Annotated in this window: 28 protein-coding genes; 17 read left to right on the top strand and 11 right to left on the bottom strand. The window is 63.1% G+C overall.

From position 1 onward, the window contains the following. Window positions 1–372 precede the first annotated feature (372 nt). From thiE to BLT42_RS05750, 6 genes are all read left to right on the top strand, one after another. On the top strand, window positions 373–993 hold the full coding sequence (thiE, locus tag BLT42_RS05725) for a thiamine phosphate synthase (RefSeq protein WP_091768199.1): 621 nt from the start codon (window positions 373–375) through the stop codon (window positions 991–993). Window positions 994–1,075: 82 nt separating this feature from the next. After that, complete coding sequence (locus BLT42_RS05730) at window positions 1,076–2,236, top strand: tetratricopeptide repeat protein (protein WP_176780270.1); 1,161 nt, start codon at window positions 1,076–1,078, stop codon at window positions 2,234–2,236. A gap of 102 nt (window positions 2,237–2,338) precedes the next feature. Then, entirely contained in the window at window positions 2,339–2,905 is a 567-nt protein-coding gene (efp, locus tag BLT42_RS05735; protein WP_091768206.1) for an elongation factor P, read from the top strand. Between the two features lie 5 nt (window positions 2,906–2,910). Next, complete coding sequence (locus tag BLT42_RS05740; protein ID WP_091768209.1) at window positions 2,911–3,708, top strand: inositol monophosphatase family protein; 798 nt, start codon at window positions 2,911–2,913, stop codon at window positions 3,706–3,708. Window positions 3,709–3,818: 110 nt separating this feature from the next. Beyond that, entirely contained in the window at window positions 3,819–4,811 is a 993-nt protein-coding gene (locus tag BLT42_RS05745) for a hypothetical protein (RefSeq protein WP_091768212.1), read from the top strand. A gap of 3 nt (window positions 4,812–4,814) precedes the next feature. Beyond that, a complete protein-coding gene (locus tag BLT42_RS05750) occupies window positions 4,815–5,804 on the top strand; it encodes a peptidoglycan -binding protein (RefSeq protein WP_091768215.1) in 990 nt (329 codons plus the stop codon). 7 nt (window positions 5,805–5,811) lie between these two features. Here the strand turns inward: BLT42_RS05750 and BLT42_RS05755 are convergent, their stop codons facing one another. Together BLT42_RS05755 and BLT42_RS05760 are read right to left on the bottom strand one after the other, a co-directional pair. Next, the gene (locus BLT42_RS05755; RefSeq protein WP_267887695.1) at window positions 5,812–6,117 is read right to left on the bottom strand and encodes a CcdB family protein; all 306 of its coding nucleotides are present in this window, start codon (window positions 6,115–6,117) and stop codon (window positions 5,812–5,814) included. Next, entirely contained in the window at window positions 6,118–6,408 is a 291-nt protein-coding gene (locus tag BLT42_RS05760; protein WP_233342342.1) for a type II toxin-antitoxin system CcdA family antitoxin, read from the bottom strand. Between the two features lie 174 nt (window positions 6,409–6,582). On the opposite strand from BLT42_RS05760, the gene rpmE reads away from it, so the two are divergent. Beyond that, the gene (gene rpmE / locus BLT42_RS05765) at window positions 6,583–6,801 is read left to right on the top strand and encodes a 50S ribosomal protein L31 (protein ID WP_091768221.1); all 219 of its coding nucleotides are present in this window, start codon (window positions 6,583–6,585) and stop codon (window positions 6,799–6,801) included. Between the two features lie 131 nt (window positions 6,802–6,932). On the opposite strand, the gene rcdA is transcribed toward rpmE, so the two are convergent. Beyond that, window positions 6,933–7,460, bottom strand: coding sequence for a protease adaptor protein RcdA (gene rcdA / locus BLT42_RS05770; RefSeq protein ID WP_091768670.1), 528 nt, complete (start codon window positions 7,458–7,460; stop codon window positions 6,933–6,935). A gap of 79 nt (window positions 7,461–7,539) precedes the next feature. Then, the gene (locus BLT42_RS05775; RefSeq protein WP_143024058.1) at window positions 7,540–7,737 is read right to left on the bottom strand and encodes a DUF1192 domain-containing protein; all 198 of its coding nucleotides are present in this window, start codon (window positions 7,735–7,737) and stop codon (window positions 7,540–7,542) included. Window positions 7,738–7,808: 71 nt separating this feature from the next. On the opposite strand from BLT42_RS05775, the gene BLT42_RS05780 reads away from it, so the two are divergent. After that, a complete protein-coding gene (locus BLT42_RS05780; protein WP_091768227.1) occupies window positions 7,809–8,795 on the top strand; it encodes an NAD(P)H-quinone oxidoreductase in 987 nt (328 codons plus the stop codon). Window positions 8,796–8,946: 151 nt separating this feature from the next. Then, window positions 8,947–9,633, top strand: a complete 687-nt coding sequence (locus BLT42_RS05785; protein WP_091768230.1) for a DUF1013 domain-containing protein — start codon at window positions 8,947–8,949, stop codon at window positions 9,631–9,633. A gap of 65 nt (window positions 9,634–9,698) precedes the next feature. On the opposite strand, the gene BLT42_RS05790 is transcribed toward BLT42_RS05785, so the two are convergent. The 3 genes from BLT42_RS05790 to BLT42_RS05800 all read right to left on the bottom strand — a co-directional run bounded on the left by BLT42_RS05790 (window position 9,699) and on the right by BLT42_RS05800 (window position 11,764). Further along, window positions 9,699–10,508 carry an SDR family NAD(P)-dependent oxidoreductase gene (locus BLT42_RS05790; RefSeq protein WP_091768233.1) on the bottom strand — a complete coding sequence of 270 codons (810 nt, stop codon included), beginning with the start codon at window positions 10,506–10,508 and terminating at the stop codon, window positions 9,699–9,701. A 108-nt stretch (window positions 10,509–10,616) separates the two neighbouring features. Continuing rightward, window positions 10,617–11,471, bottom strand: a complete 855-nt coding sequence (locus BLT42_RS05795; protein ID WP_091768236.1) for a tetratricopeptide repeat protein — start codon at window positions 11,469–11,471, stop codon at window positions 10,617–10,619. A gap of 104 nt (window positions 11,472–11,575) precedes the next feature. Then, a complete protein-coding gene (locus tag BLT42_RS05800) occupies window positions 11,576–11,764 on the bottom strand; it encodes a YdcH family protein (RefSeq protein WP_091768239.1) in 189 nt (62 codons plus the stop codon). Between the two features lie 87 nt (window positions 11,765–11,851). Here BLT42_RS05800 and BLT42_RS05805 point away from each other — a divergent pair, with 87 nt between their 5' ends. Together BLT42_RS05805 and BLT42_RS05810 are read left to right on the top strand one after the other, a co-directional pair. Next, a complete protein-coding gene (locus tag BLT42_RS05805) occupies window positions 11,852–12,439 on the top strand; it encodes a UbiX family flavin prenyltransferase (protein ID WP_091768242.1) in 588 nt (195 codons plus the stop codon). Between the two features lie 208 nt (window positions 12,440–12,647). Then, window positions 12,648–12,809 (top strand): YdcH family protein, encoded by a 162-nt coding sequence (locus tag BLT42_RS05810; protein ID WP_233342344.1) that lies wholly within the window; start codon window positions 12,648–12,650, stop codon window positions 12,807–12,809. 35 nt (window positions 12,810–12,844) lie between these two features. On the opposite strand, the gene BLT42_RS05815 is transcribed toward BLT42_RS05810, so the two are convergent. Next, on the bottom strand, window positions 12,845–13,591 hold the full coding sequence (locus tag BLT42_RS05815; RefSeq protein ID WP_233342345.1) for a GGDEF domain-containing protein: 747 nt from the start codon (window positions 13,589–13,591) through the stop codon (window positions 12,845–12,847). 158 nt (window positions 13,592–13,749) lie between these two features. On the opposite strand from BLT42_RS05815, the gene purE reads away from it, so the two are divergent. From purE to BLT42_RS05830, 3 genes are read left to right on the top strand one after another with little or no spacing between them, the layout of a single operon-like run. Continuing rightward, entirely contained in the window at window positions 13,750–14,262 is a 513-nt protein-coding gene (purE, locus tag BLT42_RS05820) for a 5-(carboxyamino)imidazole ribonucleotide mutase (RefSeq protein ID WP_091768248.1), read from the top strand. Window positions 14,263–14,269: 7 nt separating this feature from the next. Then, complete coding sequence (locus tag BLT42_RS05825) at window positions 14,270–15,355, top strand: 5-(carboxyamino)imidazole ribonucleotide synthase (protein WP_091768251.1); 1,086 nt, start codon at window positions 14,270–14,272, stop codon at window positions 15,353–15,355. A 56-nt stretch (window positions 15,356–15,411) separates the two neighbouring features. Further along, a complete protein-coding gene (locus tag BLT42_RS05830) occupies window positions 15,412–16,200 on the top strand; it encodes a metallophosphoesterase (RefSeq protein ID WP_091768254.1) in 789 nt (262 codons plus the stop codon). Window positions 16,201–16,214: 14 nt separating this feature from the next. Here the strand turns inward: BLT42_RS05830 and BLT42_RS05835 are convergent, their stop codons facing one another. Beyond that, entirely contained in the window at window positions 16,215–16,892 is a 678-nt protein-coding gene (locus tag BLT42_RS05835; protein ID WP_091768257.1) for a COQ9 family protein, read from the bottom strand. Window positions 16,893–17,044: 152 nt separating this feature from the next. Here BLT42_RS05835 and rpsU point away from each other — a divergent pair, with 152 nt between their 5' ends. Continuing rightward, window positions 17,045–17,281, top strand: a complete 237-nt coding sequence (gene rpsU, locus BLT42_RS05840) for a 30S ribosomal protein S21 (protein WP_091768260.1) — start codon at window positions 17,045–17,047, stop codon at window positions 17,279–17,281. Window positions 17,282–17,371: 90 nt separating this feature from the next. Here rpsU and BLT42_RS05845 read toward each other — a convergent pair whose 3' ends face one another. Next, window positions 17,372–18,763, bottom strand: coding sequence for an ABC transporter permease (locus BLT42_RS05845; protein ID WP_091768263.1), 1,392 nt, complete (start codon window positions 18,761–18,763; stop codon window positions 17,372–17,374). Then, complete coding sequence (locus BLT42_RS05850; protein ID WP_091768266.1) at window positions 18,763–19,722, bottom strand: ABC transporter ATP-binding protein; 960 nt, start codon at window positions 19,720–19,722, stop codon at window positions 18,763–18,765. The genes BLT42_RS05845 and BLT42_RS05850 overlap by 1 nt, the downstream gene beginning before the upstream one ends. 187 nt (window positions 19,723–19,909) lie before the next feature. On the opposite strand from BLT42_RS05850, the gene BLT42_RS05855 reads away from it, so the two are divergent. Both BLT42_RS05855 and BLT42_RS05860 read left to right on the top strand, forming a co-directional pair. Continuing rightward, window positions 19,910–20,230: a TraR/DksA family transcriptional regulator gene (locus BLT42_RS05855; protein WP_091768269.1), complete on the top strand. Its 321-nt coding sequence runs from the start codon at window positions 19,910–19,912 to the stop codon at window positions 20,228–20,230. Window positions 20,231–20,314: 84 nt separating this feature from the next. Continuing rightward, entirely contained in the window at window positions 20,315–21,049 is a 735-nt protein-coding gene (locus BLT42_RS05860) for a 2OG-Fe(II) oxygenase (protein ID WP_091768272.1), read from the top strand. The last annotated feature ends 4 nt before the right edge of the window (window positions 21,050–21,053 follow it).

Raw genomic sequence — 21,053 nt, forward strand, 5'->3', positions numbered from 1 at the left:
GTTCCGGTCGCACGGGAGGCGTGAGCTCAGTCATTCGCGGCGATCGGGAGCGTGGAGCTCGTCCGGGCAGAGGGGTGACATCCTCAAGCTCTGGTGAGGCCATGATCGGGGAAGGGCAGCATGAATGCTCGACTGTTCGTCCACGGTCATTTCGAGGCAGGGCCCGCGAGGGACCTGAGCAAATCTCCACGTGCGGGACGTCTCGGATGCCCCCTAAACCTACAACAGCTCCGGCATTCGCCGGCGTCCCGCACACCTCCCAAACCGGGGAGGCCCACTCAAACCTCCAGCGGCGAGCCGCGTGGAGATTTTCGTGTGCGCGGCGATGCAGGCCCACTAGCCACCCGGCCTGAAATCGGTCAAAACGCCGCCATGACAACCCAGCTCTACCTGATCACCCCGCCGCGCATCGATGCGCAATTCGCCGAAACCCTCGTCGAAGTGCTGGAAACCGGCGCCGTCGCGGCGCTGCAGATCCGGCTCAAGGATCATCAGCCCGACGAGATCCGCGAATTGGCGCCGCCGCTGATCGCGCTCGCCCAGGCCCATGGCGTTGCCGCCATCCTCAATGATGACGTGGAACTGGCGGTCGAACTGGGCTGTGATGGCGTGCATCTGGGGCAGGGCGATGGCAGCGTTAAAGCCGCCCGCGAGCTGCTCGGCAAGGACGGCACGATTGGTGTGACCTGCCATGACAGCCGCCATCTGGCGATGCTGGCCGGCGAGGCGGGTGCCGATTATGTCGCCTTCGGTGCCTTTTTCCCCACCACCACCAAGGCTGTCTCCCATCAGGCCGATATCGACCTGATCCAGTGGTGGATTGAGGTGTTTGAGCTGCCCTGCGTCGCGATCGGCGGCATTACGGTGGACAATGCGGGTTCGCTGATCGACGCGGGCGCTGATTTTATCGCCGTTTCAGCGGGCGTCTGGCAGCATCCGGACGGACCGGCCGCCGCGGCGACCGCCTTCCAGGCCCTGTGCGCGGCCCGCTGAAGCGGCGCTCTCCAGGTTACAAATGCCTCAGTTATCAATCCGCGGTCTTGACCTTGCCGCAATCGCATCGCTGATAGGCGGTATGAAAATATTCTCTGCCCTTTGCCTGAGCCTTGTCCTCGCCGCACCTGCGCTGGCGCAGTTCGAGGTGGACACACCGACCGAAGCCGCCGAGCCGCAGGAGGCCTTTCCTGCCGAGCTCATGCTGCTACCGCAGGATATCCAGGACGCGGCAATTGCCGGAATGGACGCGGCCGAGGCCGAAGTCCCGACAGGACTCAATGCGGCGGACGCTGCCTATTACCGCGCCCAGATCGCCTATATCGGCCAGGACTGGGTTCTCGCCCGGCAATATGCCGAGGCCGCTGCCGCCGGTGGCAATACCGAGGCGGCGATGCTGGCCGGCATGATCGCCCGCGACGGGCTGACGGGAGAGCCGGACCATGCTGCCGCGGCGCGATGGTTCCGCCGTGCCGCCGAGGACGACGCGCCCGTCGCACTCTATCAGCTCGCCCTGCTGGCACGCCGCGGCGATCCGGGTCTCGGACTTGGGTCTGCACGCGGCTGGTTTGAACGCGCGGCGCGGGCCGGCCATGTCAATGCCATGCTGGGCCTGGCGGTCGAGTTGAAGAATTCCCCGGTGCCGCAGGATGCGATCCCGGCCCGCGAATGGGCCGAGCGCGCTGCGCAGCAAGGCTCGCCCGAAGCGATGTATCAACTGGCGCAAATGCTCGATGCCGGCGCCGGTGGCCCGGTCGATTCCGCCGGCGCCCGCAGCTGGTATGAACGCGCCGCGAGTAATCGCCATGCCGAAGCGGCCTTCCAGGCTGCGATGATGTGGGCCAATGGCGAAGGCGGCGATCAGGATGACGCGGCGGCGCTGCGCTGGATGCGGATTTCTGCCGAGAGCGGTTATGCTCCGGCCGCCGGCCAGTACGGGCTGATGCTGTATCAGGGGCGCGGCGGCGAGCCCGATCCGGGCTCGGCAGCTGTCTGGTTCGCCCAGGGGGCTCGCGGCGGCGATGCCGAAAGCCAGTTTCTCTATGCCTTTGCCCTGGCCCGCGGTGATGGCGTGACGGCCGATCTGGAAACCGCTTATGGCTGGACGCTGATGGCCGCGGTCGATGCGCTCGGTGCTCCGGTCGGCGATCCCGATCGTGACCGGCTTCAGGCCGGTTTGGAGCGAGCCTTGCCGCCCGATGTCCAGGAGCGGATCCGGGGCCAGGTCGAGGCTTTGCGCTAGCGGTCAGGTGCCGCGCCGCTTGCCGATACCTGCCGCCGCTGATAGGAGAGCGCCACTCTACGGCCCAAGGGCAGTACACACGGTTTTCCGATAGGTGACGGCATGAAGATCAATGGCAACGAAATTCGCCCCGGCAATGTCCTGCAACATCAGGATTCGCTCTGGGTCGCGGTAAAGACCGACCACGTCAAGCCGGGCAAGGGCGGTGCCTTTGCCCAGGTCGAGCTGAAGAACCTGCTCGATGGCCGCAAACTCAATGAACGTTTCCGCGCCGCCGACAAGGTCGAGCGCGTCCGTCTCGAGCAGCGCGACCAGACCTTCCTGTTCGACAGCGGCGATACGCTGACCTTCATGGATGCTGAATCCTATGAGCAGATCGAATTGCGCAAGGATTTCGTGGGCGAGGAAAGCACCGCCTATCTGCAGGACGGCATGAATGTCGTGGTCGAATTCCACGAGGAGCGCCCGATCAGCATTACCCTGCCGCAATTCGTGACGCTGGAAATCACCGAGACCGAGCCGGTGGTGAAGGGGCAGACCGCTGCCAATTCCTTCAAGCCTGCAATCCTGGAAAACGGCATCCGCACAGCTGTCCCGCCCTTCGTCGGCACCGGCGAGCGCGTCGTGATTGCGACGGAAGATGGTTCTTACGTGAAACGGGCGGAATAGTCCTCATGGGTGCTCTCTCTCCTCTTCTGACCGTCATGGTCGATGTTGCCGGCCGCGCCGGGCGCAAGCTCAACCGCGATTTTCGCGATGTCGAACATCTGCAATATTCCAAGAAGGGTCCGGCCGATTTCGTGACGATGGCCGATCACAAGTCCGAAGAGATCATCTATGACCGCCTGATGACGGCGCGTCCGGGCTATGGCTTTCTGATGGAAGAGCGCGGCATTGTCGAAGGCTCTGACCGTTCGCACCGCTGGATCGTGGATCCGCTCGACGGCACAACAAATTACCTGCACGGCATGCCGCATTTCGCCGTCTCCATCGCCCTCGAGCGTGAGGGCGAACTGGTGGCCGGCGTCGTCTATAATCCGGCGACGGATGAGATGTTCCATGCTGAAAAGGGCCGAGGGGCCTGGCTGGCCGACCGCCGACTGCGTGTTGCGGGTCGCAATCAGCTCGATGAAGCCGTGTTCGCGACCGGCATGCCCTTCGTCGGCAAGACCGGCCATGCGCGCTTCCTCAAGGAATTGCACCAGGTCATGCCACGCACCGCCGGCATCCGCCGCATGGGTGCGGCCTCGCTCGATCTGGCCTGGGTGGCCGCGGGACGTTTCGACGGCTTCTGGGAACGCGATCTGAAGCCCTGGGATATCGCTGCCGGCCTGTTGCTGGTGCGCGAAGCCGGGGGCTATATCGCCGATATCGATGGTGGCAAGGATGTGCTCTCCAGCGGCAATATCGCGGCTGGCAATGAGAGCATGCTGGCACAATTGCTCGAACGGCTGAAAGTCGCCGCGGTCTGATCGCGGTCGCGGTCTTGCGTGCAGATTTTCCCGCTTCAGCTTTGACCTCGCCACCAAATCGTCCCAATGCCTTGGGATGAGTATCGCAGCGAGCGATGTGAGGGGAAGTGATGCCTGTACAGCATGATGAGCGGATGAGCGCGATCCGGCCGGACGTCCATTTCACAGGCCCCTGGCGCTATATCGTCTGGATGGCATTATTCACCGCCGTGGTGATCGCCCTCGCGGTCTTCCTGCATGCCCAGCTGATCGAGGCCTTCCAGGCCAATCCGGCGATTAATGGCGTCATCCTCGGCGTGCTGGTGATCGGCGTCCTCTACACATTCGCCCAGGCGCTGGGCATCGGCCCCGCAGCCAATTGGCTCAAGCGTTTCCGCTCGGCCGAGGCCGGCATCACCCTGCCGCCACCGCCCGCCCTGATCGCCCCTATGGCCTCGATGATCGGTGAGACCGATGGCCGTGTCCGCCTCTCGGCCGGCTCGGTGCGCACCGTGCTCGACTCGGTCGGTGCGCGGATGTCGGAAGCGGGCGCTTTCACGCGCTATTTCGGCCGCCTGCTGATTTTCCTCGGCCTGCTCGGCACATTCTGGGGCCTGCTCTCCGTGGTCTCCGATGTCGGTCAGGCCGTGCGCGCCGTGACCGAGAGCTCGACCGGTGGTGAAGCCGATGTGATGCGGTTGATGGCGGCGATCCAGGACCCGATCGAGGGCATGGGCACCGCCTTTGCCTCCTCGCTGTTTGGTCTCGCCGGCTCCTTGGTGATCGGCTTCCTCGATCTGCAGGCCAGCCGGGCCCAGAACCGTTTCTACAATGAGATCGAGGAATGGCTCTCCTCCATTTCGCGCCTCTCGGCCGCCGGACCGGCAAGCGGTGGCGATGGCGAGACCTCCTCGGCCTATGTCGGGGCCCTGCTCGAGCAGACCGCCGAAACCCTCGACCGTCTCTCGCACACGCTGGAGCGCCATACGCGCCAGCTCGACACCACGATGCAGCGCTTTGCCGAAGATGCCCGCGAAGGGCAGCAGGAGGCTGCGCGTGCCCTGCGCGATGAGATTCGCGTCCTGATCCGAACGCTCGAGGCCCGGGACCGGGCGGGGGAATAGATCATGGCGTCGCCGCGTTTCTCGCGTTTCCAGGAGGCTGACAACGGCGACCACTGGCCCGGCTTCGTCGACGCGCTGGCGACGTTGCTGCTGGTCATTGTCTTTCTGCTGTCGATTTTCGTGGCCGGACAATTTGCCCTCAGCCGCGCCCTGACGGGCCGTGACCAGCAATTGGCCGACCTCAATGCCCAGCTCTCCCAGCTCGCCAATGAGCTCGATCTGGCGCGCGACGAGAATGCTGAGCTGGAAGTGCGCATCACCGGGCTGGTCGATGAGCGCGATGCCCTCAACAGCGCGCTGGCGATGGCCTATGGCCAGGCCGAGTCATTGAGTGCCGAGCTTGAGGCCGAGCGCGAAATGTCCTCCGAGTCCCTGCGGGCGCTGGCGCTGTTGAACCAGCAGATGCAGGTCCTGCGCGACCAGATCGCGACGCTCAATGCTGCCCTTGAAGCCTCGGAACAGCGCGCCGAGGAGGCGGAGGTCCAGGTCATCAATCTCGGCGAACGCCTCAATGCCGCCCTGGCCGAGCGTGCTGCGGAACTGGCGGTCTATCGTTCCGACTTCTTCGGCCGCCTGCGCGCCATTCTCGGCAATCGTACCGGGGTGCGCATAGTCGGTGACCGCTTCGTGTTCGAGACCGACGTGCTCTTCCCGTCCGGGTCAGCCGCGCTGTCGAATGAGGGCCGCGAGAGCCTGCGCCCGATCGCCGATGCGATCATCCAGCTGACGTCGGAAATTCCCTCCGATCTGGAATGGGTGATCCGCATTGACGGTCATACCGATCCGGTGCCGATCCGCACGACCTATCCGTCCAACTGGCACTTGTCCGCAGCACGGGCGATCTCGGTTGTGCAATGGATGGAGCAATTGGGGGTGCCGCCGGAACGCCTGGTTGCGGCCGGCTTTGGCGAGTTCCACCCTCTGGTGTCTGGCCGCACGGCCGAAGACAATGCCCGTAATCGCCGCATCGAGCTGAAGCTGACGTCGCGTTAGGGGACTTTCAGAACCCCTGAAACAGGAAGTCCATCGCGGACGTGATCTCGTCGCGATGCTCCTTGATATTTCCAACCGGTTTGCCGAGCCAATGGATTGGCTGGGCCCCAGTATCCGTCGCCAGGAGCAGATAAGACTGGCCGCCAATTACGAGGACCGGCTTCAGTCCCGGCAGTGGCGGCTCTCCAGCCTGATCGACGACACGCAGCGGGATGACGACACGGCTGGCCAGATCGCCGAGAATCTCAGCCTGGACATCCACCATCAGCGGAATTCGTCGGCTGTTGACCCGGAAAAGGTCAAAGCGGGCCACTTACACTTCCTCTTCTGCCCACCAGGGAGTGGGAAGCGCCATGCCCTCGCGTTCGATACGTTCATTGTGAGCCCTGATCGCGTCGGCATTGTCTTCACGCCAGCGTCGCGACTGCTCGGCCTTCAGGGCAGCCTCGATCCCGGCTTCGGCGGCACGCGAAATGTTGATGTCGAGGGCCTGGGCTTCCGACATGACGTCCTCGCGGACGGTCAGGTTGACCCGTTTGCGATTCGCTGGCGTTTCATATTTCATCACACGCGCCTTCTGACTTTTGAGCATGCTTGTACGCATGCCACATGCGCATGTCGAGAATTTCACGCCAGCTAGGTCGAAACGCGAGTCACCCGACTCATTCCCTCGCTTGCCTCGCTCAACTTCTTCAGGTATCAGCCCCGCTCCTGAGAGATATCAGCTGTGTGCGTCACGCGAGTTGGCGTGGCACAGCGAGAGAAGAAAGCCGGACCGATGAAACAAGATATCCATCCCGAGTATCACATCATCAATGTCGTGATGACCAATGGGACAACCTTCCAGACCAAGTCGACCTATGGCAAGGAAGGCGACACGATCAATCTCGATATCGATCCGACCTCGCACCCGGCCTGGACCGGCGGCAATGCACACCTGCTTGACCGCGCCGGCCGCGTTTCGCGCTTCAAGGACAAGTTCAAAGGCTTCGCTTGAGGCTTTACGCACTGACCTGATTGAAACAGGCGCGATCCTCACCGGATCGCGCCTTTTCTCTGTCTGGCATCGTGAAATGCAAAAGGCCCCCCGAATTGCTTCGGAGGGCCTTTTGCAAACTGGCGGGTTTATCAGGCCTGGCTGAAGGCGCCGCGCAGTCTTTCCATATGGTCGGCGACCGGATTGCTCTCGATCTCCGGCATGCCATCGGCATAGAGATTGTCATCGATCCGCTTGAGGCGCGCATAGAGCGAACGCGAGCGTTCGACCAGATTGGTCAGAATGGCGGGCGGGGTCTCGCCTTCGGGCCATAATTGTTCGGTTGGCCGGTCGCTGCCGAGCCGGTACTTGCCGTCGGTCGCGTCTTCAGCGGTCATCTCGCCCTCGGCGACCGCGCGCTGCGCCAGGAGCCAGGATGCGGCCTGCATCAGCCGCGTCGTCAGCTTCATGCTTTCCGTTGCGTAGGAGAGTGCACCCGCCCGGTTGAGGGATTTGGCATCATCGCGGCCCGCGCCGTCGAGATAGCTCGCCGTTTCCTCGACCAGGTCCATGCCCTCGCGGAAGAGCTTGCCGAACATCTCGGATTTGCAGAAGTCCATGGCCCGGGCTGCCGGTGCGGAGCCGGCCGGGAAAAGGGTAGGGGTCTGGCTATCGGTCATCATTCGTCCAGTTGTCCGTCTATCTTCAGCTTCTGGCGATTCGTAGCAAAGCTCGGGCCAGAGTGACCCAATTGGTTGATCAAATCTTGAAGACGGCGTCCGCCGCGCTCAGTCCGGCCCGCTTTTTCTCAGTAATGGCGTCAATTCGCTGAATTTCGGTTTCCAGCAATACCCGCCGCTCGGCGAGATCGGAGAGGGAGAGCGCGCTCAAATCGGCGCCGGGGATGATGGCTTCCGGCTTGAGGCTACTTGCGACCGTCTCATCGTCATGGAACATGTTGACCTCCATCAAAATCCTGACACCGCAATCTGTGCGTCACAGCATAACCTGAAGAGTGGAAAACGCCCATGCCCGGCACCGGAACAAATCGCATCGTTACGGCCAATCCGCCTGGCGGGCCTGAGGTTTTGCGCATCGAAACGCGGCCCGTGCCGCAGGCCGGGCCCGGTGAAATCCTGATCCGGGCCGCTGCGTGCGGCGTCAACCGGCCTGACCAGATTGAGCGGATGGGCTTCTACCCGGCACCGCCCGGTGCACCCGAAGGCCTCGGTCTGGAAGTCTCCGGTCATGTCGAGGCGCTGGGTGAAGGCGTGACGGGTTTCGCACCGGGCGAGCCGGTCTGTGCCCTGGTCGCCGGCGGTGGCTATAGCGATCATGTGGTCGCTCCGGCGGGTTCGGTTCTGCCTGTGCCGACCGGTCTCGACCTGGTCGAGGCGGCGGGATTACCCGAAACAGTTTTCACCGTCTGGGCGAATGTGTTCGAGATTGGCGCATTGTTGCCCGGTGAAACAATTCTGATTCATGGCGGATCGAGCGGAATCGGGACGACGGCAATCCAGATGGCCAAGGCCGCAGGTGCCCGGGTCTTCACCACAGCCGGAACGGACGAGAAGTGCGCCTTGTGCCGGCAGCTCGGTGCCGATCGCGCGATCAATTATCGCACCGAGGATTTCGAGGCGATCGTGACGGACGCAGGCGGCGCTGATGTCGTGCTCGACATGGTCGGCGGCAGTTATGTGCAGAAAAATGTCAATCTGGCCCGCCCCGGCGGCCGCCTGGTTTCGATTGCCTTTCTTCAGGGCAGCCGGGTCGAGCTGGACATGATGCGCGTCATGCTCAAACGCCTGACCCTCACCGGCTCCACGCTGCGGGCGCGGCCTGTCGCGGAGAAGGCGAGGCTCGCCGCCGCACTGCGCAAGACCGTCTGGCCATGGATCAAAGCCGGGCAGCTGCGGCCGGTCATCGATGCCCGTTTTGCTCTCGCTGATGTCCGTTCCGCCCACGAACGGCTCGATTCAGGAGCGCATTCCGGCAAGATTCTGCTACTGCCCTGATCCATGGAAGCGATATCCGCTTTGCAGACCGGGCTCGCTGCGATATAGAAGCGGCAAATCGCTTGGCTGGACTGATACTCAGACCGCTAGCGTCGGAAGCCCAAGCCCGGCACCGCGTCGGGCTTTTTTTATTTCTCCGAAGGAGCAAGACATGACCGAGATCCTGATGCCGAAAGCCACGGCGGTCTGGCTCGTTGACAACACCTCGCTGACCTTTGACCAGATTGCGGATTTCTGTGGTCTGCATCCGCTGGAAGTCAAAGGTATTGCTGATGGCGATGTCGCCGTTGGTGTGCGCGGTGCCGATCCGATCTCCAACGGGCAATTGACCCGCGAGGAAATCGCCAAGGCCGAAGGCAAGTCAACATTCCGGATGACACCGGTGCAGCCGAAATATTCCGACCTGCACCAGCCGGCCAAGCGCCGCGGTCCACGCTATACGCCGCTCTCGCGCCGCCAGAATCGCCCGGACGCGATCGCATGGCTGGTCCGCAATCACCCGGAATTGTCGGACCCGCAGATCTCGAAACTGGTCGGTACGACCAAGACGACGATTGGCGCGGTGCGTGATCGCACACACTGGAATTCCAGCAGCATCAAGCCGACCGACCCGGTTTCGCTTGGCCTTTGCAGCCAGATTGATCTCGACGAACAGGTCAAGAAGGCCTCGTCGCGCCGCCGCAAGATCGAGGAAGACAATCCCGAGCTGCTGGCCGATACGCTGAAGCCGAGAGAGCAGCTGGTTCCCGAGGCTGATGAACGCGCCAATAGCGAGATCAATCTCGAAACCCTGTTCGGCAGCCCGTCGAAGAAGAACGCCGAAGAAGACGAAGAATAGCATCAGCGGGACCGGCATGCCGGCGGCAGGTCAATCGCCTGCCACGCATGCCGGTCCTGTTTTCGCTACTGGTCCGTCGGGACGATGTAGTTGAGCGCCAGGCGGCCACCATCGGCATAGATCGTGGTGCCGGTGATATAGCTCGAATCCTTTGACGCGAGGAATGAGGCGACCGAGGCGATCTCGTCCGGGTCACCGATCCGGTGCATCGGCGTGCGCGACAGCATCTTGTCCATCGCCGCCTTGTCGTCATTCACCGCCTTGAGCACATCGGTATTGATGCTGCCGGGCCCGATCGCATTGACGCGAATTCCGTATTTGGCCAGGGCCAGGGCCATCGACTTGGTCAGCTGGTTCAGCGCGCCCTTGCTGGTGCAATAGGCCAGCTGGTCGGGAATCGCCATGATCCCGTTGACCGAGGACATGTTGATAATCGCGTAGCGACGCCGGGCATCATCGGCGCGCTCGCTGCTGTCCTCGATCTGTTCGACCATCTGTTTGGCACAGGCCCGGGCGACCAGGAAGGCGCCGCGCAGATTGACCCCGATGACGCGGTCAAAATCGGCTTCCGACAATTCGAGGATATCGCCGCGCGCGACGATGCCCGCATTATTGACCAGAATGTCCAGGCGATCGAAGGCTGACCGGGTTTCTGCCAGAAGATTGCTGACCGACAGGCGATCCGAGACATCGCAGGGAACGAACAGCGCCCGGCCGCGCTCGCCGCCCAGTTCGCTGGCCAGTGCCGTGCCCGCTGCCGTGTCGATATCGGCGATAACCACACGGCATCCATCCTCGCTCAAACGGCGGGCACAGGCCTTGCCGATGCCATTTGCACCGCCGGTAATGATTGCAACGCGATCGCCAGAGGCCATGGGAAAAACCTTCCTGTAAATCCGGCGCATTGAGCGCCGTTCAATTGTCTCCACTCGCATACGCTGATGCGTTAGGCAATTCAGCGGCCGGCGTGGCCGGAGCGATGTTCAGGGATGCCGGGTGCGTTCGAAGTCGGCGGTAATCTGCGGGTCGTCGGGATCGAGTTGATGGGCGCGACGGTAGAGCACCAGCGCCTCGTCCAGACGGCCGACAGCTTCCAGGGCTGTGGCGTGGGAGTGCACAATCGCACCGGTGTCCGGCTCGATCGCGACAGCCTCTTCGCACAGGGGCAGGGCGGTGTCGGCGCGCCCGTCCTGGATCAGCGTCCAGCACAGCATGTTCAGGCTCGAACCATTGGTGGGTTCCAGCTCCACGGCCTGGCGGGCATCGGCCACGGCGGCTGCAGTCATCCCTGCGTCAAGCAGGGCGCTCGACCGATTGAGCCAGGCCCCCATCCATTCCGGCTCGAGCCGGACGATCCGGTCATAGGACACCACGGCGTCGGCGTGCCGCTCCATCTGCTGGTAGACGAATCCCATATTCAGATAGGTCAGGACATCATCCGGCATGTCCGTTGCCGCATGCTGAAGGTCGGTCAGGGCGCCCTCGAGCTGTCCGAGCTCGGCGCGGGCGATGCCACGATTGCGCCAGAGGGTTGGGTTGGCGATCGCGGCCTGCTGGGTGTCAGCGATCGCGAAGGCCATATTATAGGCGGACAGGGCGTCCTCGAAGGCCCGTTCTGCGAGATAGGCCGCGCCAAGGGCGGCGTAGGTCTGAACCTCGGCCTCCGGTTCCTGTTCGCTGGTCGCCAGGCATTCCAGGAGCAGATCTGCTGCCTGGGCGCTGTCGCCGGCATCCATGGCTGCACGGCCATCAAGGCAGGTATCGGCCGTCTTCTGGGCCGCAGCGACAGCGGGCAACCCAAGGCACAAGGCGCACGCGGTCACGATTAGGACACGCATTTCGATCTCCGATTCCCTGACCGCAATCTCTTGCGTCCTCGTCTCACACGCACTCAGTCTACAACGTAAAAGGGGCGACCCGAAAGCCGCCCCCGTGAAATTCACTATCCAACGAGCGTTTTCAGCTCGCCCGTTCGCAGGGCCTCTATCTGTTCCTTGAGCCGAAGCTTCTCCTTCTTCATCCGCGCGACCTCAAGCGAATCCGCCGACGGGTGATTGAAAACCTCGTCGATTTGGGCGTCCAGACGCGTATGACGGGCGTCGAGCTCACGAATGCGGGCTGCGATTGGCATGGATTAAACTCCTCTGGTGAAGTGGATGAATGGATTGAAGCACGTTCCGGCGCTATGTCTACTCACGAAACGTTTCGGGGTTAGAAGATGGTGAAGTCAGACCGCCTGATTGTCGGGGTCTCCGGGGCCTCCGGGATCATCTATGGCATTCGGGCCCTGGAGGCCCTGCGGGCGCTTGGAATCGAGACCCATATGGTGGCCTCGAAGGCTGCCGAGATGACGCTGCGGTATGAAACCGGCCTGTCGATTCCCGATTTTCGTGCCGGCGCTGATCATGTTTATAAAATGCCCGATGTCGGCGCACCCATCGCCTCGGGTTCTTTCCAGACCCGCGGCATGCTGATCGCCCCGTGTTCGGTGCGCACCATGTCGGAGATCGCATCCGGGGTGACATCAAGCCTGCTGACGCGCGCCGCTGACGTTGTCCTGAAGGAGCGCCGGCGCCTTGTCCTGATGTTGCGCGAGACGCCTCTGCACCTCGGCCATTTGCGGACCATGACGAGCCTGACCGAGATGGGCGCCATCATCTGTCCGCCAATGCCGGCCTTCTATGCGAAGCCGGAAACCATTGATGATCTCATCGATCAATCGGTCGGGCGGGCACTCGACCTGTTCGATCTCGACTGGACGCCGACGCGCCGCTGGGGTGAGGATCTTGAAGGCGGGCGCCGCTGACGGGCCGCAGGCTGATCGCTGGCCCGCAGACTCGGTGATTTCTTTGCGACCGAAAAAGCGCTATCATGTCGGCATCGGCGCGACGGGTGCCGACGGACGCTTTCAGCCTCCGCAGGATCCGCACGGCCGCCTCGGCCAGAAATGAGACCGTACTGAAATGGACGGAGAAATCTTGGATCAGCAGGAATTGCGCTCACGTATTTCATTGATGCGTGATGAGCATGCGGCGTTGAATAATGAGGTCGACGCGCTGGCGGAAAACGGTGTCGTAGACCAGCTCAAGCTGGCGCGCCTGAAAAAGGAAAAGCTGCGAATCAAGGACAGTCTCGCGGCGCTGAATGATCAGCTGACACCCGATATCATTGCCTGACATGGCCTTGGGCTCCGGCGAACCGGGAGCCGGTATCAGGCTTTCTTGCGCGCGGCCGCTTCGAGCTGGCGCTTCTGATCCTGCTTGCGCGCATACATGATCGCATCGGCCTCTGCCATCGCCTCGGCGGCGTTGTGACCGGCTTCGAGCGGATGGGCGCCCCAGGCGACACCAACATGCATTTCCTTGCCGCCATGCACGAAGGGCACGGTCTCGAGAATTTCGACCAGCTCACGCGCCTTGGTGTCGGCACCGGCCGGGCCGGTCAGGGTCAGAACCACGCCGAACTCATCTCCGCCCAGGCGGCCAACGGCATCGGTTTCGCGCACATGGGCCGTCAGTTGGGCCGCGACATGGTGTAGCGCCGCATCGCCAGCGGCGTGGCCATACGTGTCATTGATGTCCTTGAACCCGTTCAGGTCGAGATAGATCAGGGCCGAGGGTGCATTATGCCGTTCGGCCAGGGCGAGTGCACGGCTGACTTCGCGCAGGAAGGCGCGCCGGTTGAGCACGGGCAGCAGGACATCATGATCGGCGAGGGATTCCAGTTCGCGGACCCGGCCACGCAGGCGCTCGGTATCCTTGCGAAGCTGATCGACCTCGCCCATCAGCGACAGCAGGGCCCGTTGAACATTGGGGGTCAGCTCGGCTTCCGGCACACCCATGATGGAAGCGGCATCGCGCGGAGCCTCGGCCGAACCTGCCGGGCCCGTGCTCTTGGCCGCGCCGGTCTTGCCGGCACGCGCGACGTTTCGCGTCGTATTTGTGGGTCCGATGCGCATGGGAGCGTCCTGGGCGATTCTTTTCATGCTCAGGCTCGCCAAGTGTGGTTAAGAAACCCTCAAAAATGAAAAGAAACCCGCTGGCGCGACGGGCCATCTTGACCTGCGGCTGCTGAAAGCTATGGTCCCGCGCTTCCTTTTCACACGCAGGAAGCATTATGAGCGATTTTTCGCCGACTTCTCCGGTTCATCCCGTCGACGTCTCCATCATCATGGGGTCGCGGTCAGATTGGCCGACCATGCGGAAAACCGCTGACATTCTGGACGAATTGAAGATCGGCTACGAAACCCGTGTGGTCTCGGCCCATCGTACACCCGACCGAATGGTCGAGTTTGCGAAAGCGGCGCGTGGCCGGGGCATCAAGGTGATCATCGCCGGTGCCGGCGGGGCGGCGCATCTGCCCGGCATGGTCGCGTCGATGACAAGCCTTCCTGTGCTTGGTGTGCCGATCAAATCCAAGGCGCTGAACGGCCAGGACAGCCTGCTCTCCATCGTCCAGATGCCGGGCGGCATTCCCGTCGGTACGCTGGCTATTGGCGATGCCGGGGCCAAGAATGCCGGCCTGCTGGCGGCCTCCATTCTCTCGCTCTCCGATTCGCAGATCGAGGCCGCGCTGTCGGCCTGGCGTCAGGCGCAAACGGACAGCGTCGCGGAATCGGTCGAGGATTGAACCCGCAATGAGTAAACGCCCGCTCGCGCCTGGCTCTGTCATCGGTATTCTCGGCGGCGGCCAGCTTGGCCGCATGCTGGCGATCGCGGGGGCCCGGCTGGGTTTCGACATGCATATTTTTGACCCCGAGCCGGATTGTCCGGCCGCGCGGGTCGCGGCGCGGTCCTGGGCCGCGCCCTGGGCTGATGCCGGCGCCGTCGAGGCCTTCGCCGGGCGTTGCGATGCCATCACCTATGAGTTCGAGAATATACCGGTCGAGGCCGTCACAGTCGCGGCGGCGACCTCGCCACTCCGGCCCGGCGCGCGTTCCCTGGAACTGACCCAGGACCGCATCACCGAAAAGCGTTTCATCAATCAAACCGGCGTCGCCACCGTGCCCTTTGCGCCGGTCGACGGCCTGGCTGACCTGCCGGAAGCGATTGCGGTGACCGGACTGCCCGCCGTGCTCAAGACCCGCCGTTTCGGCTATGACGGCAAGGGCCAAGCCTGGATCCGAACGCCGGAGGATGCCGCAGCGGCCTGGGAAGCCATCGGTGAGCAGCCCGCGATTCTCGAGGGCGCGGCCGCCTTTGAGCGCGAATTGTCCGTCGTCGCGGCGCGCTCGGTTGATGGTGTGGTGAAGGCCTGGCCCTTGTCGGAAAATGTCCATGGCGACGGCATATTGAAACAGAGCACCGCCCCGGCACCAGGCGTCGATGCGGCGCTGCAGGAAAGAGCGCTCGAGATCGCGACGGCGCTGGGCGATGGCATGGCCCATGTCGGCGTGTTTGCGGTCGAGCTGTTCGATCTGGGCGGCGGCACGCTGCTGGTCAACGAGATCGCTCCGCGCGTCCACAATACCGGCCACTGGACGATGGATGCCTGTGGCTGCGACCAGTTCGAACAGCATATCCGCGCTGTGGCCGGCTGGCCGCTCGGCGACCCGGCGCCGCATTCGTCGGCGGTGATGACCAATCTGATCGGGCATGATGTTGATGATTGGGAAGCGATGGCGTCAGACCCGCACATGCGCCTGCATCTCTATGGCAAGCGCAAGGCCCGCAAGGGCCGCAAAATGGGCCATGTGAACCGGCTGGGGACGCTGCCAGGCTAGCCTGTCCTCCCGCCGGACCTTGCTCTCGCTCCCCGCTGACCTTACCTGGAGCGTAGATGTTGCCCCAAAACACCCTTCACTTTGATCGCCGCCATGATCGCGGTCCGTTCGACATTGTCGGCGATGTACATGGCTGTGCCGGTGAGCTGGAACTCCTGCTCGGCAAGCTTGGCTATCTCGTTGAGCATGACGGTCCCGAGGGACATCGTCACTATGAGGTTTCACACCCGCAAGGCCGCCGCGTCGTCTTTCTCGGCGATCTGGTCGACCGCGGGCCACGCTCGCCGGACGTTCTGCGCCTGGCGATGTCGATGGTTGAAGCGGAGCGGGCGCTGTGCGTCACCGGCAATCATGATGACAAGCTGCGGCGCTGGCTGCTCGGCCGTGACGTCAAGGTCTCGCATGGGCTGGGTGATACGATATCCCAATTCCAGACCCAGCCGGACGGGTTTCGTGACACGGTCCATGAGTTTCTTGACCAGCTGGCCCACCATCATGTTCTCGATGGCGGCGGCCTGATCGTCGCCCATGCCGGGCTCGTCGAGGACATGCATTACCAGAGTGGCGGTAAGGCGCGCGGATTTGCGCTGTATGGCGCGACGACCGGAGAGCAGGATGAGTACGGCCTGCCGGTCCGGCTCGACTGGGCGCAGGATTATGCCGGTGATGCCCACGTGGTTTACGGCCATATGGCGGTCACGGAGGCGGTCTGGGTCAATCGAACGATCTGCATCGACACTGGATGTGTGTTTGGCGGCCAACTGACGGCCCTGCGCTGGCCGGAACGCAAATTGGTGACAGTCGGGGCGTTGGAGACCTATTACGCCTCCCTGCGGCCGCGCTAGCGGCCTGATGGCAGCTAGCTGCGTGGCCCGGGCCCGTAACGCATCCGGCCGAGCAGACCGCCAATATCGGGCAGGTCGGCGGTCAGTTTGAGAATCTGGCCCTTGGTCTTTTCGAAATCCATCACATTCTGGATCCGGCGATCAAGAAATTCGCGCGCTTGCGGCTTGTCCGCGCTGTCCTCATTGAGCCAGCTCGAGAGCGTCGTGCCGAAGACGCCGGAAAGAATCGCCCGCTTGGAGTAGAAATTGGCATCGGTGGACGTGTCCCCGATCGCACGCCAGATCGTGTCGGCTGTCGCCCACAGCAATTGCGGGGCCTGGCCCGCAGCATCCGGCAATAGCAGTCGTGCGCGGGCACGCCGGGCGGCTTCCTCGTGCGGCGCGATGGCTTCCAGCCGGCACAGCACGCCGAAGGTGACGCGTTCGCGAATTTTCATCTTGGCCAGCTCGGCCTTGACGATCTTGCGCCCGGCCTGGCGATCAAGCTGGCGCGACCAGAAACCGATCAGCTCAAGATCGCCGCCAGGGCAGGCATTGCGGGCATCGCCTGACGACAGGCCGGCGTCATCACAGGCCTTTTTGAAGGTCGAGGATGACCAGCCATCGAAGGCGGCATGGGCCAGTGCCGCCTCGAGCAACTGTGTGCGGACGGTCTCTGTGTGAGTGCGGGGGGCGGTTTCGGTGTCGATCATGTGCCATATGTACCGGACTGGGCTCGCGGCGTCACCTGGTGCGAGTGCGCTGACAGAGTAGACTCAGCTTCGCGGCTCTGGTATCAGCCGCGAAGCTGGCAAACTAGCGACGTGGGGGTGGCCCTCGCGTCCAGCAAAATGGAGAGAGAGCCATCGTTCAGATCGTTGTGCGCGATAATAATGTGGAGCAAGCGCTCCGCGCGCTGAAGAAAAAAATGCAACGGGAGGGTACCTTCCGTGAAATGAAACGTCGGAACCATTACGAGAAGCCCTCGGAGAAGAAGGCTCGCCAGAAGGCTGAAGCCATTCGCCGTGCGCGCAAGCTCGCCCGCAAGCGGGCACAGCGCGAAGGCCTTGTGGCCGTCCGTGGTGGCACCGTTCGTCGCTAGGGTTCGCCAGAGCCTGTAGAATTCAGGAAAACGCCGCGTCCCTCAGGGACGCGGCGTTTTCTTTCGTTCTGAATCAGGAGGGCGCCGGCCTCAGCCCGGCTTGCTCTTGCCGCCGAGGCGGAACCAGCCCTTCACCGTGTCCTGATTGGCCTGGTTGAGCGCGCCCATGCGGAACATCACGCCGGCGCCCCAGATCACAGCCGCCGCCGTCGCCACCATCACCACAGTCGTGCCGATGATGTCGAACAGGGCCGGGTCCTGGGGCAGGCGGGCCAGCATGATGAAGGGCGTCCACAGCGGCACCCAGCTGGCGATGACGATGATCGGCGAATCGGGTGCATCGGCCGCCACCATCACCAGGAAGAGCGGCACCATCATGATCAGCATCATCGGGCTCATCAGGGTTTGCGCATCCTGCAGCGTCTCGCACAGCGAGCCGATGGCGAGGAAGATCGCGCCATACATCAGATAGCCGATAATGAAATAGCCGATCGCCGGAAAGACCAGGGCCGGATCGAGCACCGCGGCCATGATTTCTCCCAGCGGCAGCTCGGCTGCGAATGGCATTTGCTGGAGGCCCAGCCCCACGGTCGCGGCCAGTCCGCCCCAGACCAGCAGAAGCGTGGTCGAGACAAGGGCGACGCCCAACAGCTTGCCGGTGAGGATTTCATGATGTCGTGACGAGGCGAGCATCATTTCGAGCACCTTGTTGCCCTTCTCCTCGATCATGGCTGTGAGTAGCATGTTGACGACCGAGAAGATCACGATCCACAGCCCGAAGGCGACGGCGATCGCGACAATGATCGGCAGGCGTTCGGCCGTGGTGACTTCGGCGGCTTCGGCGCTGCGTTCGGGATTGAGCTCGCGCACGGTCGGCGTCAGCTCGCCCGCAGCCGCGACCAGTTCAGGAGATACACCGCTTTCCAGCAGCCGATTGAGCTGCATGTATTCGCGCAGGGTGCGGCGGATTTCCGAGCGCAATTCACCATCGGTGAGATTGGTGCTCCAATACTCCACATCGATCGCGCCGCCCGCGGCCTGGCGCAGATAGATGGCGGCGAACAAGGGCTGTGGCCCGTCGCTCGTCTCGACGGTCTGTTCGCCCAGCAGATAGGGGCGCAGGGTCTCGATATCGGTTACATCGGGATAGACGCGGATGTATTTCTCTGCCGGTTCGGGCGCATCGGCGATCGCTGCGGCAATGGCGGGATTATCGCCGAGGAGTTCGGCGGTGGCTTCGCGGGTCGCTTCGGCCCGGGCATCGCGGGATGCGGAGCGCTGGCTCTCGATGGCCGCCTCAAGTGCGCCGCCGGACTCGTCGATCAGGGCGTAATAGCGGGTTGGCTGGGAGCTTTCGATCAGGATGGGCAAGCCAAAGCCCAGCGCCATGAACATCGGCATTGAGGCCAGCGAGAGCCAGAAGCCCCAGGTGGCGACATAGGAGAGGTATTCGCGTCGTGCGATGAGATAGATAGCGCGCATCAGACGGCCTCCCCTGCAAGTGTTTCATTTGAGAACTGGCCACTGGTTTCAACCAGATGGACGAAGGCGTCGTGCAGATGGGCGCGGGCCGGTTCGAAGCGCAGCAAGCGGATATTGCCGTCGACACAGGCCTTGAGCACGTCCTGGGCATCAATGCCGGGACCGAGATCGATCAGCCAGCGCCGGGCGCCATCGGCAGCACCGGCTTCCTGCACGACCTCGCCGAGCGGCGCAAAGGTCTGCGCCAGATCCTGCTCTGAGACCGTCTCGAGAATGACGCGGCGCGGGATCATGGCGAGGGCGGCCTCGACATTGCCGTCGAACACTTTGCGACCCTTGGCGACCAGTACGATCTGGTCACACAGGCGTTCGGCATGTTCCATGACATGGGTGGAGAAGAGGATGGTCGCGCCGGCTTCGGCGCGGGCGCGGACGATCTGTTCCAGGGCTTTCTGGTTGACCGGATCGAGACCGGAAAAGGGTTCGTCGAGAATGATGAATTCGGGGTCATGGATCAGGGTCGAAATGATCTGGATCTTCTGGGCCATGCCCTTGGAGAGGGTCTTGACCTTGCTGTCGGCGACATCGGCGAGGCCGAATTCCTCCAGCATGGCCAGGCCGCGGCGGCGGGCATCGACCGGCGTGACGCCTTTCAGGCGGGCGAAGAAAATGATCACGTCGATCACTTTCATCTTGCGGTAAATGCCTCGTTCTTCAGGGAGAAATCCGACGCGTTCCAGAGCGTTGGCGCGTGGCCGGCCGCCGAACAGGCTGACCTCACCGGCGTCCGGGGTGAGGATGCCGAGTGCCATGCGAAGGCTGGTCGACTTGCCCGCACCATTGGGGCCGAGGAAACCGGTGATCTCGCCGCGCCTGACGGTGAAGCTCAGATCGCGGACGGCCGGCTTGCCGCTGAATGTTTTCGAGACGCCATCGAGCGACAAAATGATTTCGGACATGAGACCCCCAGGAGTGAACCCCAAGTCTAGGCAGACCGGTCGTGCCAAGCTACCGGTATTGAGCAGGTCGCTATCCCCCCATTTGCTACAGGACTGCCGCAAGACCGCGCCTGCCCTGCCATAAGGCGCTATGCTGACGCTCCTGCGCTATCGCCCGCCCGGCGATGATGACGATAAGTGAGATCTTATGGCGCAAGACCCCCGCGCAAGCCTTCTGGCCCTGAAGGCCGAACTGCTCGCCCTGTCCGAGGCTTCAACCGGAGACCGCGAACCGGTCGAACTCGACCAGCAATCCATTGGCCGGCTCTCGCGGCTGGACTCGATGCAGGTCCAGGCGATGGCCCGCGCCTCTGATGTTCGCCGCATCCAGGAAATTCGCCGGATCGAGGCGGCGTTGAAACGGGTCGATGAGGATGAATACGGCTGGTGTGTCGAGTGCGGGGAGGCGATCGATCCGAAGCGGCTGGAGATCGATCTGGCTGCGGCACGGTGTGCCGGCTGCGCCTGATCCGGTTGCCAGGCTCGGCGGCCGTGTGCGAAACCTAGCCGGGTCGGGCGAAGTGGTCCGGCGCTGACGTGTTGAACCCTGCCCATGCGATTGTCCGACAAGCTTGACGTTGAGCCGGCCCGGACCGGTTTGCGCGATGATGGCCGGGCGCGAATCTCCGGCCTTCTGGCGCCCAAAGCCCTGCGACAGCTCACGGCTGCGATCTCGGATGTGTCCAAATGGCTGCTGGTGACGCGGCTGGCGGAGAAACATCTCAATCTCGATGCCGCGGCCATGCGCGATCTGCCCCCTGCCCAGCGCGCCGAGTTCGACGAGCGTGTCGCTGCGGCAGCGCGCGCCGGTTTCCAGTATCTCTATGAGACCTATCCGCTTTATGACAAGGCCCATGCCGGCATTCTTGAAGCCGAGGCGCCGGTCCTGGCCAGGCTGTTTGCCTTCCTCAATGGTGAAACTTTCCTGGGCGCGATGCGCGATGTGCTCGACGCGCCGGAAATCAGTTTCGCCGACGGGCAATTGACCTGCTATCGCGGCGGCCATTTCCTCACCCGGCATGATGATGGCGTCGCCGGCAAGAACCGCGTCGCGGCCTTTGTGCTCGGTCTGAGCTCCGGCTGGCAGGGCGATTGGGGCGGGCAGCTGCAATTCTACGACCCGGACGGCAATGTCGAAGCCGCCTATGTGCCGCGCATGAACACGTTGTCGCTGTTCAAGGTGCCGCAACCGCATGCGGTCTCGATGGTGGCCAATTATGTCACCACGCCGCGACTGGCGATCACCGGCTGGCTGCGCTCCGGCGAGGATCCCGGCATCGATCTTTAGCCGG

Origin of the sequence: Maricaulis salignorans, from assembly GCF_900103475.1 — a bacterium.
GTDB classification, from domain to species: Bacteria; Pseudomonadota; Alphaproteobacteria; order Caulobacterales; family Maricaulaceae; genus Maricaulis; species Maricaulis salignorans.

Coding starts and splice junctions, on each gene's coding strand:
- thiE (WP_091768199.1), top strand. CDS start 373: ATGACAACCCAGCTCTACCTGATCACCCCGCCGCGCATCGATGCGCAA.
- BLT42_RS05730 (WP_176780270.1), top strand. CDS start 1,076: ATGAAAATATTCTCTGCCCTTTGCCTGAGCCTTGTCCTCGCCGCACCT.
- efp (WP_091768206.1), top strand. CDS start 2,339: ATGAAGATCAATGGCAACGAAATTCGCCCCGGCAATGTCCTGCAACAT.
- BLT42_RS05740 (WP_091768209.1), top strand. CDS start 2,911: ATGGGTGCTCTCTCTCCTCTTCTGACCGTCATGGTCGATGTTGCCGGC.
- BLT42_RS05745 (WP_091768212.1), top strand. CDS start 3,819: ATGCCTGTACAGCATGATGAGCGGATGAGCGCGATCCGGCCGGACGTC.
- BLT42_RS05750 (WP_091768215.1), top strand. CDS start 4,815: ATGGCGTCGCCGCGTTTCTCGCGTTTCCAGGAGGCTGACAACGGCGAC.
- BLT42_RS05760 (WP_233342342.1), bottom strand. CDS start 6,408: ATGCGTACAAGCATGCTCAAAAGTCAGAAGGCGCGTGTGATGAAATAT.
- rpmE (WP_091768221.1), top strand. CDS start 6,583: ATGAAACAAGATATCCATCCCGAGTATCACATCATCAATGTCGTGATG.
- rcdA (WP_091768670.1), bottom strand. CDS start 7,460: ATGACCGATAGCCAGACCCCTACCCTTTTCCCGGCCGGCTCCGCACCG.
- BLT42_RS05775 (WP_143024058.1), bottom strand. CDS start 7,737: ATGTTCCATGACGATGAGACGGTCGCAAGTAGCCTCAAGCCGGAAGCC.
- BLT42_RS05780 (WP_091768227.1), top strand. CDS start 7,809: ATGCCCGGCACCGGAACAAATCGCATCGTTACGGCCAATCCGCCTGGC.
- BLT42_RS05785 (WP_091768230.1), top strand. CDS start 8,947: ATGACCGAGATCCTGATGCCGAAAGCCACGGCGGTCTGGCTCGTTGAC.
- BLT42_RS05790 (WP_091768233.1), bottom strand. CDS start 10,508: ATGGCCTCTGGCGATCGCGTTGCAATCATTACCGGCGGTGCAAATGGC.
- BLT42_RS05795 (WP_091768236.1), bottom strand. CDS start 11,471: ATGCGTGTCCTAATCGTGACCGCGTGCGCCTTGTGCCTTGGGTTGCCC.
- BLT42_RS05800 (WP_091768239.1), bottom strand. CDS start 11,764: ATGCCAATCGCAGCCCGCATTCGTGAGCTCGACGCCCGTCATACGCGT.
- BLT42_RS05805 (WP_091768242.1), top strand. CDS start 11,852: ATGGTGAAGTCAGACCGCCTGATTGTCGGGGTCTCCGGGGCCTCCGGG.
- BLT42_RS05810 (WP_233342344.1), top strand. CDS start 12,648: ATGCGTGATGAGCATGCGGCGTTGAATAATGAGGTCGACGCGCTGGCG.
- BLT42_RS05815 (WP_233342345.1), bottom strand. CDS start 13,591: ATGCGCATCGGACCCACAAATACGACGCGAAACGTCGCGCGTGCCGGC.
- purE (WP_091768248.1), top strand. CDS start 13,750: ATGAGCGATTTTTCGCCGACTTCTCCGGTTCATCCCGTCGACGTCTCC.
- BLT42_RS05825 (WP_091768251.1), top strand. CDS start 14,270: ATGAGTAAACGCCCGCTCGCGCCTGGCTCTGTCATCGGTATTCTCGGC.
- BLT42_RS05830 (WP_091768254.1), top strand. CDS start 15,412: ATGTTGCCCCAAAACACCCTTCACTTTGATCGCCGCCATGATCGCGGT.
- BLT42_RS05835 (WP_091768257.1), bottom strand. CDS start 16,892: ATGATCGACACCGAAACCGCCCCCCGCACTCACACAGAGACCGTCCGC.
- BLT42_RS05845 (WP_091768263.1), bottom strand. CDS start 18,763: ATGCGCGCTATCTATCTCATCGCACGACGCGAATACCTCTCCTATGTC.
- BLT42_RS05850 (WP_091768266.1), bottom strand. CDS start 19,722: ATGTCCGAAATCATTTTGTCGCTCGATGGCGTCTCGAAAACATTCAGC.
- BLT42_RS05855 (WP_091768269.1), top strand. CDS start 19,910: ATGGCGCAAGACCCCCGCGCAAGCCTTCTGGCCCTGAAGGCCGAACTG.
- BLT42_RS05860 (WP_091768272.1), top strand. CDS start 20,315: ATGCGATTGTCCGACAAGCTTGACGTTGAGCCGGCCCGGACCGGTTTG.